The following is a 13,200-nucleotide window of genomic DNA, read 5'->3' as shown; positions in this document are numbered from 1 at the left end:
ACCTCTTCTTATGTTTATTGAGGTTGGCCTGAGGCCTTGAGTCGTTCCCGCGCTCGGCACGGGAACGATCAGATGTGCTGAATCAGCCACTCACCACTCGGCAAAACTGCCATCGGCATGGCGCCAGATCGGGTTGCGCCAGCGATGGCCGACCGCCGCGCGTTCGATCACGTATTCCTCGTTGATCTCGATCCCCAGGCCCGGGCCATTGGGGATTTTCACGAAGCCCTTGTCGTAGTCGAACACCCGCGGATCCTTCACATAATCGAGCAGGTCATTGCTCTCGTTGTAATGGATGCCCAGGCTCTGTTCCTGGATAAACGCGTTGTAACAAGCGGCGTCCAGTTGCAGACACGCCGCCAGCGCGATCGGCCCCAGCGGACAATGCAGCGCCAGCGCCACGTCGTAGGCTTCGGCCATGTTGGCGATCTTGCGGGTTTCGGTGATACCGCCGGCGTGGGAGGCATCCGGCTGGATGATGTCGACGTAACCTTCGCTCAACACCCGTTTAAAGTCCCACCGCGAAAACAGCCGCTCGCCGAGGGCAATCGGGGTGCTGGTCAACGGTGCGAGTTCTTTCAGTGCTTCGTAGTTTTCGCTGAGCACCGGCTCTTCGATGAACATCAATTTGTACGGGTCGAGTTCCTTCATCAGCACCTTGGCCATGGGTTTGTGCACGCGGCCATGGAAGTCGACGCCGATGCCGACGTTGGGCCCGACCGCATCGCGCACTGCCGCGACATTGGCCAGCGCCAGATCGACTTTCTCGAAGGTATCGAGGAATTGCAGTTCCTCGGTGCCGTTCATTTTCACCGCGGTAAAACCGCGACTCACCGCCTCTTTCGCGGCCCGCGCGGTGTCCGCAGGACGGTCGCCGCCGATCCACGAATAAACACGGATCTTGTCCCGCACCTGACCACCAAGCAGATCACTCACCGACACACCAAGCGCCTTACCCTTGATGTCCCACAACGCCTGGTCGATGCCGGCCAGTGCGCTCATGTGGATCGCCCCCCCCCGGTAAAAGCCGCCGCGATACAGCACAGTCCAGATGTCTTCGATGTTGCGTGGGTCTTTGCCGATCAGGTAGTCGGACAATTCCTCGACCGCTGCCGCGACGGTATGGGCGCGTCCCTCGACCACGGGCTCGCCCCAACCGGTCACGCCCTCGTCGGTTTCGACTTTCAGGAAGCACCAGCGCGGCGGGACGATGAAGGTGGTCAGTTTGGTGATTTTCATCTTTTTGTCTCTCTTATAGATGCAGCGCACGCAGCGCCAAAAAGTCTTAGCGAAGGGCTTTCCAGGCCGCCACGTAGGCCTTGGCATTGGCCGCCACTTGCTCGGTCGTCATGCCCGGTTTGAACAACCCGGAACCGAGGCCGAAGCCTTTGACGCCGGCATCGATGAACGCCTGCATGTTGTCCGGGGTAATGCCGCCGACCGGCGCCAGAATCGTCCCGACGGGCAACACCGCCAGCCACGCTTTCACCACTGCCGGCCCCATCTGCTCGGCCGGGAACAGCTTGAGAATGTCCGCGCCCTCCTCCAGCGCCGCAAAGGCTTCGGTCGGCGTGGCAACACCCGGCGACAGGTACAGCCCCGCCGCTTTCGCTGCCCGCAACACCTTGGCATCGCTGTGGGGCATGACGATGACCTGGCCGCCTGCTTCCTTCACTAAATCCACCTGTTCCGGCGTCAGCACCGTGCCAGCACCGATCAGGCAATCGGCGGGCAAGGTCTTGCGCAGGATGCGAATGCTTTCGTACGGCGCGGGGGAATTGAGCGGTACTTCGATGACGCGAAATCCGGCCGCATACAGGACTTCTCCGACAGCAGCGGCTTCCTGCGGATGCAGGCCGCGCAGGATCGCGATCAGACCGTTTTGCGCCAGTGCTTGCTTGAGCATGTCAGGCCTCCAGTCAGGGTTAACGGGATGAGGAATCGATCAGTCCGGCGGCGAGCGCCAGTTGCCACAGCCCACGCTCGGTGGCCTGCTCGGCCAGGGTCACCCGGGCGAAACCGCAGGCGTCGAGCGTACGGCTGTAGCGGGCGCACAACTGCGCGTTGCCGATGAGGATGATCGAAGGAAGCTGTGCACTGTTGCGACGGCGCCGTTGCACGGTGGCCAACGCTGTCAGCTCGTGGCCGATCAGCAGGCCGGACAGATAGTCCGGTTGCGCAGTGGCGCTGAGTTCGCCGGTCAGGCCCAGGCTGCGGGCGCTGAACAGGGTCGACAGCACGCCGATTTCGCCCTCGGCCGACAACGCCACCTGCACGCCGCGATCAAACGCCTCGGCATCGAACGTCGCGCTGTGCTGTTGGGTACGGCCGAGAATGCTGTGTTCGCTGAGCACGGCGAACACCTCGCCGGTCATGAAGGTGTCGAAACGGGTGATGCAGCCGTCGGCCACTTCCACCCATTTCGAATGACTGCCCGGCAGGCCGATCAACAGATCGTTGCCCGCCTCGACCGGCAGTTTCTGCAGGACGCCGAGGACCTGGGTTTCCTCGCCGCGCATCACGTTCGGCAGCGTCGAGCGCTGAATCACACCCGGCACGATGTGCACATCGACACCGCGAAGACTGCGAACGGTTTGCAGGGATTTTCCGAGATCGGCGACGTTGGCCGGCGTATCGCGGTAGGACGCTTCGCGCCAACCCTGAGCGCTGCCGACCATGCCGCAGGCAATCACCGGCAAGTCGGGTTGCGCATCGAGCCAGTCGCCGCACGCCTCATCGAATGCCAACTCAAAACCGTCGGCGCATTCACGACCGTTGATGACCCGCGGCGTCTTCGGCAACTGCATGATCCCGAACGACAGCGACCGCTGCGCCAGCACCTGCCCGCCCGCCGCGAGTTTGTAAGCACGTAGGGAGGTCGTCCCCCAATCGAGCGCGATCAATTGCGCCAGCATCGCTTCACCTGTTTTGTTATTGGCAGTGAGTGAGCTGGACTATAGACCTCTCAAGCGCTAAATCTCAATATGTAATTTTACATCCCATATTTTGGGACATCTTCAATCCAAGGCGTCCATCGCTCGACAGGATCCAGGTGCTTGTTGAGGATGACGCTCAAAGATTCATGCTCACTCGCTCCCACCTCATGTGTACGCCCCTCCTCGTCGGCTATGCCTGGCTCCTGACGCCCGTCTCCTCGAATGATGATGTACGCCGCCTGGGGTGCAGGCGTTCCCTCTGCTCCTGCAACAATCCTCAATTTCGTATTGTTCGGCGCAAAGGAGGCCAACATTCCGGCATAGGGCACATCACTGCATAGCCCGAGACTGTCGATCCGGTCATATCCTGCTGCCAACTCATAACGCCAACGCACGATGCACACCGACGCAAGTGGCAGCAATGAACGCGGCTGGTCAGAGGGTTTAAGCGAGACACGCGACGGTGCCACCCGAGGGTTTTCCAACTGGGCAATGAATCGCGACGTGGGGATGTACATGACTCTTGAGTAGTAGGCGACATACGGAAACGCGGTGATCACCACCTTGCACGGAATGTATTCCTGCGGCTCGAGGATCTGCACCAACTCAACGGGCCTGACCCATTCCCGGCCGTCGTTGAGGGCGTGATTCTTCAGGTTGATCCTTGCAAACATCTCATACCGGCGGTCGCCTTCGATCAAACGCATTTCACTGACCGTCCCCGAAGCTTCCAGAGCGATCTGATGTTCGACGGAAAAATTCAGGTCACCCTTCAGCGAGCAATGAATCGAGGTTCCAATCTGGCCGCTCTGTCCATGCACTTCATACAAATCGATGAGGTTTCGGTCAGAGGTGAAACGCAGATCGTACAAGGAAGAAAATGCGTGATTGATCGAGACAAATTCAAGCCTGGCAGGTGGAACGTCGAGATGCAGGCAGGACGAACACATCAAGAAACTGCTCAACAGCAACCATTTGCAAATACGAAAGTTCAACGTTCCTCCTCCTTGGTCAGAACGCGAACAAAATCGGAGGCTGGAACACCCATTGGTCTTGAGTAGTAAACTCCATAGCCATAAGCGGAGGCATAAAACCGGCATGCCAAAGCATTGCGAGCATTCAACAACGCCAAAAGATCTTTCGAAGAAATGAACGTATTCGAGCCGGTCTCATGGTCGGTATGAATCGCATTCAGTTCCGCCGAGTACTGATGCCTGGTCTGTGAGTCCGTACGATCAACTTCAACCATCATGCCATCCAGATAGTCTGACTCACCCTGCCTTTCAAAGAGTTCCACTTTTGCGCCCAGATAGCACGCCAACCCTTCATAGGTTTGGTTTCTACCTGCATGGGTATCGAAGAATTTCAGCAAATCCTTATCCGAAGAAAACCGGACATCAAAGCGTGCGTAATCAGGCACATAGCTTACAGACTCAAACTGTATATCAATGGGCGGCACCGGTGGATTTTGCGTGCAAGCACTGCACAGAAACAACAAACTTACAACCATATATTTCTTCAAGGGAGAATCCTGTTAATTACAATCAGTACTCAGCGTTAGCTTTCAGCAATTCCTTGCTAGGCACTTTCATCACGTTAGAGAAGTAAGTCGTGTAAGTCGTGGAGTGAACTCGAAACAAACAAACGATAGAGTCTTTTTTCATCAAGAAAGGGGCCAAAGTATCTCCTTGCAGATATCGCTCACCACCACTGCTTTTTTCAGACTCACTAAAAATGACGTCAGCCCTGTAAAGCCCCGGCTCGGCCGATACTTCCTCAACCAGACCAAATCCCGATTGCTTTATATGATGTGCTTGAGAAAAATCCAGATCATCGCTCAGCGAGCAAATCAGGCCTTGACCAATGGACGACTTGAACAAACCGAGAAGATCAATATCCGACGCAAAGTAAATCTGATAAATCCCGGTATTGCGGAGTTGCTCAACCTTTGAAATTTGCAGAGTTGCAATAGGTCGACCATGATTCAGGGAGCAGGCTGAAAGCACTAACATCAAAGCGAGAAAACATACCCATCTCATAAAAATTCAACCTTTTTGTGCGTTTCTGAATTTGCGTGCAACAGGCGCTTGATGGGCTACTCCGTGGTCACCGGAAAACGACAGAGGCGCGAGAAAGTGACTGAGGCATTGCGCGGGAATACTCAGCCAGCAAGGTTTTTTAATGTGCATCAATCGCTTGCACTAGATCGGAAGCTGGAACATGCATGACGTTAGAAACATACGTTCTATTGCCGGTAGTGTTAACTCTAAAAGCACATACTATAAATTCCCTCTTGACCAATACATCACGCAACGCCTTGCCCCCCAGAATATTTTCCTGCCCTTGCAACTCTCCTGCCTCGCGAAAAATAACCTTTGATTCGTAATGCCCTCCCGTAGTGTCATCGATAAATCTCACACTACCGCGTCCGGAACGCTTCAAATAATGCCCAATTGAAAAATCCTGATCATCTTCCAGTGCACATACGAGACCTTCCCCAATGGCGGGACCGAACAAGGCCAAAAGATCGATATCGCTGGTAAAAGTCATCAGAAAGCCGAAGCCACTCGGCGTTATCTCAACAGTTCCAAAATGCAGCGTGGCGGTGGGTCGCCCATGATTGGTGGAACATGAAACAGAAAAAATCGTTGCACATAAAATGACAAAAAACGCTTCATTGCTCCCCCATGCCCACAATAAAGTCAGAAAAATTACGATCCTTGACCTTCCAATAATCACCTTCCCCGACCCACCGGCCACGACATTGCCGTGTCCGCCGGTGCTGTCGAGCATCGCGACATCGAGGCACGAGACAAACGCACGGATGGCTTTGCCACCGAGGGGGTGATGGTGCAGAGAATGTCCACCGGTGGGCGGTGCGGGTTATCGGAGGAACCGAGGTTTCTGACCAGACCGTACAGGCGGATCGACGCCCGTAGTCCGCTCATCGCCGGTCACTCGTTGACGCAGCGAGGGCTCCACGGGCGTGGAGAAAGAGTGCCAGAGGCATTGCAGGTGTCGTCCGTGAGCGCGCAAAAATGGCGCACAGGATGCCGGACTAGAGCGGATTGGACAATCGAATCAGCAGCCAGATTTCCGCTATTTACTCAGCCCTCGGCAAATTCGCGCAATACCTTGCCATCCATGCGATAGCGCACCCACTCCTCCTGTGGCTGGGCGCCGAGGGATTTGTAGAACTCGATGGCCGGAGTGTTCCAGTCCAGCACGCTCCATTCGAAGCGACCGCAGTCGTTCGCGCAGGCGATTTTTGCGAGGTGGCGCAGCAGGGTTTTGCCGGCGCCGCCGCCCCGTTGTTCCGGGGTGATGTAGAGGTCTTCGAGGTACAGGCAGTTGCTGCCCAGCCAGGTCGAATAGCTGAAGAAGAACACCGCGAAACCGATCGGCACACCGTCGCGCAGGCAGATCAGGCCGTGGGCGGTGGCGCCTTCGCTGAACAGGCTGCGCTCGATGTCGGCGACGCTGGCGATGACTTCGTGACGGGCCTTTTCGAAGTCTGCAAGTTCAGTGATGAACGCGAGGATTTGCGGTGCATCGCTGGGGGTCGCCGGGCGGATTTCGATCGTCATGGACGGGCCTTGTCGGAAAAAGGAAAACGCCATACTAAGGCGGCGCGCGACGCTCGTCACATGGCAATCCACAGATTAGGCTAGCGCCGCCGAACACTCGAAAGGACGCCCATGAAAAACTTCGCTTTCTCGCCCCTCACGGAACTCGCCGCTGAACTGCTGCCCCACGCCCTGGAACCGTCGGAGGACGGCGCTCATGACCTGTCGCACCTGCAACGGGTCTGGCATAACGCGCGCACCTTGCAGGCCGAGGAAGGTGGCGACCTTGAGGTGCTGCTTGCAGCGGTGTTGCTGCACGATTGTGTGGCCGTGGAAAAGAACTCGCCACTGCGTTCACAGGCATCGCGCCTGGCGGCGGAAAAAGCATCAACGGTGCTGGCAAACCTGAACTGGCCCGAAGAAAAAATCAGTGCAGTGATCCACGCCATCGAAGCCCACAGCTTTTCCGCCAACATCACCCCGCTAACCCTCGAAGCACGTCTGATGCAGGACGCCGACCGCCTCGACTCCCTCGGTATGCTTGGTGTCGCCCGCACCTTCTACATCGCCGGGCGCATGGGCAGCTCGCTGTACGACCCGCACGATCCCGAGGCCCGGGAAAGGGACTACGACGACAAGCGATTCTGCCTCGATCATTTCCAGACCAAACTGCTGCACCTCGCCGACGGTTTCCAGACCGTTGCCGGTCAACGTCTGGCGCAAATCCGTCATCAACGCCTGAAGGGTTTCATGGAGCAATTCAAGGAAGAGATCGGCGTCGTCTGAAGGTATTACTCCGGTCAATCACGATCCTGAGTTCGCCAAGCTCAGACCTAAGCCATGGGCATGTCGTGTTAGATAGTTGACGCTCAATTTTTCCGGTCAAGGAACCGCGTCATGCCTCAAGCAACACCCCAGGTCTCGGGCAAACTGTTCGGCCTGTTTTGCCTCGCCAGTTATCTGTTGTCGCTGTCCTATGGCGCGACGTTTCTGCTCTCGCTGCTGATCGGTTCACGCGGCGGCAACGAGCACGATGCCGGCAGCGTGATCAGTGCGGCGATGCTCAGCACATTCGTTGCAGTGCTGGTGTCCGGGCACCTGTCCGACTGGCTGGGCGCGGCGCGTTCGATTGCGCTGTTCGGGCTGTTGCTGGTGGCGGCGAGCCTGGGGTTTGCGATGACGCCAGGCTTCGGTTATTGGCTGCTGTTTTTCGGTTTGCTGCTGGGGCTGGGCTGGGGCGTTTTCTATACACTGGGCCCGATCATCGTCGCCGGTCTGGTGAGCCCGGCACAGCGGGCGAAATACTTTGCACTGTTGTCCGGCAGCATGATGACCGGGATCGGCAGCGGCCCGTTGCTCGGACGTGCAGCGAGTGCGCTGGGCTTGCCGGTGACGTCGGCGTTCTATCTGGCAGCCGGGGCGAGCCTGATCGGCATGCTGCTGTTTTGGCATCTCGGCGCCCGATTGAAAGGCACGCAGGCAACACCAGTAGCACGAATTTCTTGGCAGGCGACTACTCAGGTGCTCGGCTCTCGCGCGGTGTTTCCGATCATCATGGTCGGCCTCGGCGGTTGCGTATTCGGCGGGCTGTCGAGTTTCCAGACCAGCTATGCCGCCGCCCGTTCGCTGGACTATTCGCTGTTCTTTCTGGGCTTCATGAGCGCTGCGATCAGCAGCCGGATGTTGATCGCAGGTTACGTGGTCAAGCGTGATCCGCTGCGCGCGTCGTGTCTGTTGTCGGGGATGATGCTGGGCTCGATCGTGCTGTTCGCGTTCGGTGTACTAAGCGGTTTCAGCTACTTGCTGGCAGCGGTGATGCTCAGTGTCGGTTACGGCCTCACCTACTCGGTAATCAATGGACTCGCCGCCAACGAAGCGCCGGCCGGCACCACGTCGCAGGCGTTGCTACTGTTCAGTCTGGCGTACTTCATCGGAGTATTCGGCTTCCCGCTGCTGGCCGGAAAAATCATCGTCGAGCACGGCATGGCGACGTTGTTGCTGACGGTGTTGGCGGTGGCGGCGTTGAACTGGTCGATCACCCTCGGTCGCCTGTTCTGGCGGCGGATGACGGTAGAAAGCGCACTGACGAACTGAACCGTTCGTCATTCAATCGGCACCTATGCCACGCGAGTGCAGACCAAGATCAGGTACGGATTCCAATCACTGGAGACACACCATGATCTCGTCAAGGTTGACTGCTTTCGTGTTTGCCACCCTGCTCTGCCCCGTGGCGTTCGCCGCGACCGCCACCGGCACCGGCCCCACCGATCCGGTCGAACGCCCGAAGGCCCCGGCCATCCAGAGTGCGCCCGGCATGAACACCGATGGCTCGGGCGTCGAGAACGCCCTGCCGCCCGCCACCGGCACCGACCCACGCACCCAGGGCAATGATCCGGGACGTCAGGGCGGCACTCAGGGCAATCCCGTTCCGCCAGACAATTCCGGCTCCGGTATGGGCTCGAAAACCACTACCGGTGGTTCGGGTTCTGAAGGAACCGGTCAGTAGCCTGAAGATTCGCGGATCAGCGCATCGACTTCGGCTGTGCCCGGTGCAGTCGCCGGCCCCCAACGGGTCACGGCCAACGCCGCTGCAGCATTGGCGCGCCTCGCGGCTTCATCAGCCGCCAGCCCTTGCGCCAGGCCGGCAACGAACACGCCGGCATGGGCATCGCCCGCGCCGTTACTGTCCACCGCCTGTACCTTGAAACCCGGCACATGCCGGCGTTCGCCGTGCTGATGAATCCAGCAACCCTGCGGGCCGTCGCGCACCACCATCAGCACATCCTGTGGCAGGTGCACGGTTAACCGGTCCAACGCGGTTTCGATGTCCGCCGCGCCCGTGAAACGCAAGGCTTCGACACTGTTGCTGGTCCACACATCGATGCGCGGCAGCAACGCCTGCATCATCGGTGAGTCCGGCGATTCCACCAGCGGGCCCGGATCGAACACCACGTTGATCGTCTTCGGCAACGCCAGCGTCCAGTCCAGCAACGCCTGGGCCTTGCCGCTGTGCAGCAGGCTGTAGCCGCTGACGTAGACATAGTCGCCCGCCTCGGCTGCAACGCTGTTCAGCTCCGCCGCCGTCACTTCACCTTCGGCGCCGATGTAGGAAATGAAACTGCGCTCGGCCGACGCATCGGTCAGCGCCACGCAGATGCCGGTGTCGCGCTCTGCAGGCTGCTCGATGCCGACGCGGATGCCTTCGGCGTGCATCGCCTGCCGCGCCAGATCACCGAAACGACCGTTACCGTGGCGACCGAGATAGACCACCGGCAAGCCGTTGCGCGCAGCGGCGGCCATCACATTGAAGCCGCCGCCGGCTTCGAAACTGGCGGACTGCGCCAGCACGTCACCACCGATTTGCGGCAGCGCATCCACGGCCATGACCAGGTCGATGATGACCTGGCCGGTGTGCAACATCTTAGGCATGAGCGTTCTCGACTTGCGCGGCGCGGCGGTCTTTCGCCCCGCCGAGTACGAAGTACAGGCCACCGGCGACCACAAACGTCACGATCCAGCCGAGGCCGTTGTGGCCCAGCCATGAGTCGGACAGGAAGCCCTTGAACCAGACATTTTCGGCGGTCGTACCGATGGTGGTGAAACTGAAACCCAGCACGATGGCAATCGCCCACGCACCGAATGCGCGCCACTCGATGCCGCCGCTGTACCAGTAGGCGCTGCTCGGGCTGACGTCGAGCAGGTCTTTCGGGCTGTAGTAGTGACGGTGAATCAGGTCGACCACGAAGATCCCGACCCACGCGGTGATCGGCACCGCCAGCAGGGAAATAAAGGTAATGAACGGGCCGTAGAAACTGTCGGCGATCAGCATGAAGTAGATAGAACCGGCGAAGATCGCGACGATATCGACCACCACCGCGTAAACGCGTTTGACCTTCAGGCCGAGGGTCAGCGTGGTCAGACCGGCGGAGTACACCGAGAGGTTGTTCGATAACAGCAAGCCACCGAATGCGGTGATCAGGTACGGCACGGCCATCCAGGTCGGCAGCATGTCGCGGATCGCCACGATCGGGTCGGTCGCCGATGCCAGATCGTTGTTGCCCACCGACAGCAGGCCACCGAGGGTGATCAGCAACACCAGCGGAATCCCCGCACCGAACGCCGCCGAAGCCACCAGTCGCACGGCTTTGACGCTGCGATGCTGATAGCGCGACATGTCGGCACCGGCGTTGGCCCAGCCGATCCCGGTGCCGGCCGCCATGGTGCCGATACCGATGATCATCGCGCTCATCGGTGCTGGCGTGGCGTTGAACACCGCGCTCCAGTCGATGGTCGCGCAGAGGAAGCCGCCGACCAGAATGTTCAGCGCGCCGAACACGTAGGTCGCCCACTTCTGGATTACCAGCAAGGTGGCGTGGCCGAGGCCGGACACCGACAGGGTCAGCAGCACGAAAATCGCGATGAAGACCAGGGTCAACACCGGCGCGCTTTTGGCTTCTACCGGCGAGCCGAACAGGATCGAGCACAACGACAACAGCACGAACGCAGCGGTAGTGGTGTTGACGGTTTCCCAGCCCAGGCGCGACATCAGCGACACCAGCGTCGGGCCGATATTGCCGCGCACACCGAAGATCGCCCGGGACAGGGTCAGGCTCGGCGCACGACCGCGACGGCCGGCAATCGAGATGATCCCCACCACCGCGAACGAACCGGCAGCGCCGAGAATCGCAACGATGATCGCCTGCCAGATCGCCAGGCCGCGAAACGCAACCAGCGTGGCGCCCAGCGGCAGGCCGAGGATGGAAATGTTGGCCGCAAACCAGACCCAGAACAGCTGTAGCGGATGACCGTTGCACTCGCCTTCCGGCACCGGTTCGATGCCACGGGTTTCCAGTTGCCCGGCGCTTTGCCCGGCGTTCGATGAACTCATGAGAGATGCTCCTGTTGCCATTGTTGTGGTTGTCGGCAAGACAGATGGTTGACGTGTGGCGGGCGGCGTTTCAGCGCAGCGCGAGGAGTCCTTTCACCAACGGTTCCAGCTCCAGATCATTGACGGTTTTGACGATTTCAATCATCGCCGCCGGCCAGCTCTGAAGACCCAGGCAGGCCCCAAGCATGGCGCCGAGAATCGCCGCGATGGTATCGGTGTCGCCACCCAGGCTGGCGGCCATGCACAGCGCGTCGAACGGCGTCATTTCACCGACCGCGACTTGCTGCGCGAGGGCGAACGACACCACCACCGATTCCTGCGAGGCCACCGATGTACCGATCACGTCGTACAGCAGATCCGCGAGCAGCACCGGGTCGTTTTCAACGCTGATGCTGCGCGCCCAACTGATCCGCGACGCGATGCGCCCACCGGCCACCCAGTGCCCGTGCGCTTCCGCTTGCTGGGCGATCTGCTGGCCGAGGTTCAGCGCCTCGCCCAGATCCAGACCGTTGATGCCGGCCGAGACCACCGCCGCCACCGCTGCCGCGCTGGAAATGCCCAGCGTGGTGTTGTGGGTGACCTGACAGGCCTGCACCACCGCCGCGATAAAACGCTCGGGGTCGGCGACATCGGCGGCGATCCCCACCGGGGTGATGCGCATCGCCGCGCCGTTGGTGGTGCCGTAGCGCCCGGCCTCTTCCGGCGAATGGCCGGCGAGGATCATTTCGATCGCACGTTTGGTCGACGGACCGAGCAAGTCCTGCGAGCCCTTGGCCTGCATCTCGGCTTCCCATTCGATCAGCCGTTGCGCGAGTACCGCCGGCTCGATCCGGCCCTTGCCTTCGACCAGCAACTCGCCCACCAGAATCGCCTGTTCGGTGTCATCGGTGATCGAGCCTTTGGGCATGTTCGCGGCAATCGGTTGCAAGGGGCCGGCGTCTTGCAGGTCGGTGATCTGGCCGAAGCGCTGCCTGATCGTTTCGCGGTTCAGGGATTGCGTCGGCATGCCCAGCGCATCGCCGAGGGCCAGGCCATAAAACGCGCCCAGGGCACGGTCGAGGGCGGTCATTTCGATTCTCCAAATTGCAGGTGCAGACGGAAATGCACCGGATCGAGCAGGCTTTCGACCTGTTCCATGAAGCGATTCTGCCGGTCGTAGGTGGTGCGCAGTGCCTTGAGGAACACCGTGCCTTCCGGACGGCCGAGCAGCTCGGCGTCTACAGCGTTGAGCGGTTCGGCGCCGATCCACTGATCGCCGCGCTCGCCGATGTAGCCGTAGGCCGCCAGGGTGACGGTCAGCGAATTGTCGATCAGGCCGACACGCGGCAGGCTTTCCAGGCCTCCGGTGGCGGGCATCAATGAGCGTTCGAGGGACACCAGCGTGCCGTCGTTGGAACGGCGACGACGATCGAGAGTGATGAATTGGTCGGTGCCGAAGCGCGGCAGCAGATCGGGCCGGGTCACGGCTTCCAGGCGCAGCACTTCGGTGTTGATGAACGCCCCGCTGTCGGCCAGGGCCTGGGCCCAGCCGCTGCGCTGATCGAGCACCACACCGTCGAACGTGACGATGGAACCGACCCCGCTTTGCGTGGCGATGTAATTGCGCCGCTTCAGTTCGGCCAGCGCTTCGCGCAACGTGCCACGGCTGACGTTGAATTCCTGAGCCAACTGATGCTCGCCGGGCAACAGAAAGCCGTCCTCCATGAGGCCGCTTTCGATGCGCCGGACGAGCTCGTCGACCACCCGTTGTTTCTTGTCAAATCGTACCTGTCTAATCATGTACAAAGTGATAACTGAAACGGGGTTGGGT

The 13,200-nt window shown here is 59.8% G+C and carries 15 protein-coding genes; 3 read left to right on the top strand and 12 right to left on the bottom strand.

Features of this window, described 5'->3' with window-relative positions:
* Positions 1-90: 90 nt before the first annotated feature.
* The 8 genes from dgoD to AC3WRD_RS14100 all read right to left on the bottom strand — a co-directional run bounded on the left by dgoD (position 91) and on the right by AC3WRD_RS14100 (position 6,523).
* Positions 91-1,239 carry a galactonate dehydratase gene (gene dgoD, locus AC3WRD_RS14135; RefSeq protein ID WP_007908327.1) on the bottom strand — a complete coding sequence of 383 codons (1,149 nt, stop codon included), beginning with the start codon at positions 1,237-1,239 and terminating at the stop codon, positions 91-93.
* Positions 1,240-1,285: 46 nt separating this feature from the next.
* Positions 1,286-1,906 carry a 2-dehydro-3-deoxy-6-phosphogalactonate aldolase gene (locus AC3WRD_RS14130; RefSeq protein WP_102620509.1) on the bottom strand — a complete coding sequence of 207 codons (621 nt, stop codon included), beginning with the start codon at positions 1,904-1,906 and terminating at the stop codon, positions 1,286-1,288.
* Positions 1,907-1,925: 19 nt separating this feature from the next.
* Positions 1,926-2,915, bottom strand: coding sequence for a 2-dehydro-3-deoxygalactonokinase (locus AC3WRD_RS14125; protein ID WP_102620510.1), 990 nt, complete (start codon positions 2,913-2,915; stop codon positions 1,926-1,928).
* A 77-nt stretch (positions 2,916-2,992) separates the two neighbouring features.
* A complete protein-coding gene (locus tag AC3WRD_RS14120) occupies positions 2,993-3,931 on the bottom strand; it encodes a hypothetical protein (RefSeq protein ID WP_102620511.1) in 939 nt (312 codons plus the stop codon).
* On the bottom strand, positions 3,928-4,458 hold the full coding sequence (locus tag AC3WRD_RS14115) for a hypothetical protein (RefSeq protein ID WP_102620512.1): 531 nt from the start codon (positions 4,456-4,458) through the stop codon (positions 3,928-3,930). Before AC3WRD_RS14115 ends, AC3WRD_RS14120 begins: the two co-directional genes overlap by 4 nt.
* A gap of 22 nt (positions 4,459-4,480) precedes the next feature.
* On the bottom strand, positions 4,481-4,975 hold the full coding sequence (locus tag AC3WRD_RS14110; protein ID WP_173861325.1) for a hypothetical protein: 495 nt from the start codon (positions 4,973-4,975) through the stop codon (positions 4,481-4,483).
* A 139-nt stretch (positions 4,976-5,114) separates the two neighbouring features.
* Positions 5,115-5,729: a hypothetical protein gene (locus tag AC3WRD_RS14105; RefSeq protein WP_371858312.1), complete on the bottom strand. Its 615-nt coding sequence runs from the start codon at positions 5,727-5,729 to the stop codon at positions 5,115-5,117.
* A 314-nt stretch (positions 5,730-6,043) separates the two neighbouring features.
* Positions 6,044-6,523 carry a GNAT family N-acetyltransferase gene (locus AC3WRD_RS14100; RefSeq protein WP_085607298.1) on the bottom strand — a complete coding sequence of 160 codons (480 nt, stop codon included), beginning with the start codon at positions 6,521-6,523 and terminating at the stop codon, positions 6,044-6,046.
* Between the two features lie 111 nt (positions 6,524-6,634).
* Between AC3WRD_RS14100 and AC3WRD_RS14095 the strand changes: the two genes are divergently transcribed.
* The 3 genes from AC3WRD_RS14095 to AC3WRD_RS14085 all read left to right on the top strand — a co-directional run bounded on the left by AC3WRD_RS14095 (position 6,635) and on the right by AC3WRD_RS14085 (position 9,008).
* Positions 6,635-7,288, top strand: a complete 654-nt coding sequence (locus AC3WRD_RS14095) for an HD domain-containing protein (RefSeq protein WP_102620513.1) — start codon at positions 6,635-6,637, stop codon at positions 7,286-7,288.
* A 111-nt stretch (positions 7,289-7,399) separates the two neighbouring features.
* Positions 7,400-8,596, top strand: a complete 1,197-nt coding sequence (locus tag AC3WRD_RS14090; protein WP_102620514.1) for an MFS transporter — start codon at positions 7,400-7,402, stop codon at positions 8,594-8,596.
* Between the two features lie 82 nt (positions 8,597-8,678).
* Positions 8,679-9,008, top strand: a complete 330-nt coding sequence (locus AC3WRD_RS14085) for a hypothetical protein (protein ID WP_102620515.1) — start codon at positions 8,679-8,681, stop codon at positions 9,006-9,008.
* Here the strand turns inward: AC3WRD_RS14085 and AC3WRD_RS14080 are convergent.
* The 4 genes from AC3WRD_RS14080 to AC3WRD_RS14065 form a co-directional block, all read right to left on the bottom strand.
* Positions 9,002-9,931, bottom strand: coding sequence for a PfkB family carbohydrate kinase (locus tag AC3WRD_RS14080; protein WP_102620516.1), 930 nt, complete (start codon positions 9,929-9,931; stop codon positions 9,002-9,004). The two genes, AC3WRD_RS14085 and AC3WRD_RS14080, sit on opposite strands and share 7 nt — an antisense overlap.
* Entirely contained in the window at positions 9,924-11,390 is a 1,467-nt protein-coding gene (locus tag AC3WRD_RS14075) for a purine-cytosine permease family protein (protein WP_096820973.1), read from the bottom strand. Before AC3WRD_RS14075 ends, AC3WRD_RS14080 begins: the two co-directional genes overlap by 8 nt.
* A gap of 70 nt (positions 11,391-11,460) precedes the next feature.
* Positions 11,461-12,459 carry an ADP-ribosylglycohydrolase family protein gene (locus tag AC3WRD_RS14070; RefSeq protein WP_102620517.1) on the bottom strand — a complete coding sequence of 333 codons (999 nt, stop codon included), beginning with the start codon at positions 12,457-12,459 and terminating at the stop codon, positions 11,461-11,463.
* Positions 12,456-13,169: a GntR family transcriptional regulator gene (locus AC3WRD_RS14065; RefSeq protein WP_102620518.1), complete on the bottom strand. Its 714-nt coding sequence runs from the start codon at positions 13,167-13,169 to the stop codon at positions 12,456-12,458. The genes AC3WRD_RS14070 and AC3WRD_RS14065 overlap by 4 nt, the downstream gene beginning before the upstream one ends.
* Between the last annotated feature and the right edge of the window lie 31 nt (positions 13,170-13,200).

Source organism: Pseudomonas sp. FW215-R2 (genome assembly GCF_058789255.1).
The sequence above is the reverse complement of the archived record's forward strand: the minus strand, read 5'-3'. Positions and strand labels throughout refer to the sequence as shown.

Bases quoted from the DNA above. Each gene is read 5' to 3' on its own strand.
- AC3WRD_RS14065 (WP_102620518.1), bottom strand. From the start codon at position 13,169: ATGATTAGACAGGTACGATTTGACAAGAAACAACGGGTGGTCGACGAG.
- AC3WRD_RS14080 (WP_102620516.1), bottom strand. From the start codon at position 9,931: ATGCCTAAGATGTTGCACACCGGCCAGGTCATCATCGACCTGGTCATG.
- AC3WRD_RS14100 (WP_085607298.1), bottom strand. From the start codon at position 6,523: ATGACGATCGAAATCCGCCCGGCGACCCCCAGCGATGCACCGCAAATC.
- AC3WRD_RS14075 (WP_096820973.1), bottom strand. From the start codon at position 11,390: ATGAGTTCATCGAACGCCGGGCAAAGCGCCGGGCAACTGGAAACCCGT.
- AC3WRD_RS14125 (WP_102620510.1), bottom strand. From the start codon at position 2,915: ATGCTGGCGCAATTGATCGCGCTCGATTGGGGGACGACCTCCCTACGT.
- AC3WRD_RS14130 (WP_102620509.1), bottom strand. From the start codon at position 1,906: ATGCTCAAGCAAGCACTGGCGCAAAACGGTCTGATCGCGATCCTGCGC.
- AC3WRD_RS14095 (WP_102620513.1), top strand. From the start codon at position 6,635: ATGAAAAACTTCGCTTTCTCGCCCCTCACGGAACTCGCCGCTGAACTG.
- AC3WRD_RS14090 (WP_102620514.1), top strand. From the start codon at position 7,400: ATGCCTCAAGCAACACCCCAGGTCTCGGGCAAACTGTTCGGCCTGTTT.
- AC3WRD_RS14085 (WP_102620515.1), top strand. From the start codon at position 8,679: ATGATCTCGTCAAGGTTGACTGCTTTCGTGTTTGCCACCCTGCTCTGC.
- AC3WRD_RS14105 (WP_371858312.1), bottom strand. From the start codon at position 5,729: ATGCTCGACAGCACCGGCGGACACGGCAATGTCGTGGCCGGTGGGTCG.
- AC3WRD_RS14110 (WP_173861325.1), bottom strand. From the start codon at position 4,975: ATGAGATGGGTATGTTTTCTCGCTTTGATGTTAGTGCTTTCAGCCTGC.
- dgoD (WP_007908327.1), bottom strand. From the start codon at position 1,239: ATGAAAATCACCAAACTGACCACCTTCATCGTCCCGCCGCGCTGGTGC.
- AC3WRD_RS14070 (WP_102620517.1), bottom strand. From the start codon at position 12,459: ATGACCGCCCTCGACCGTGCCCTGGGCGCGTTTTATGGCCTGGCCCTC.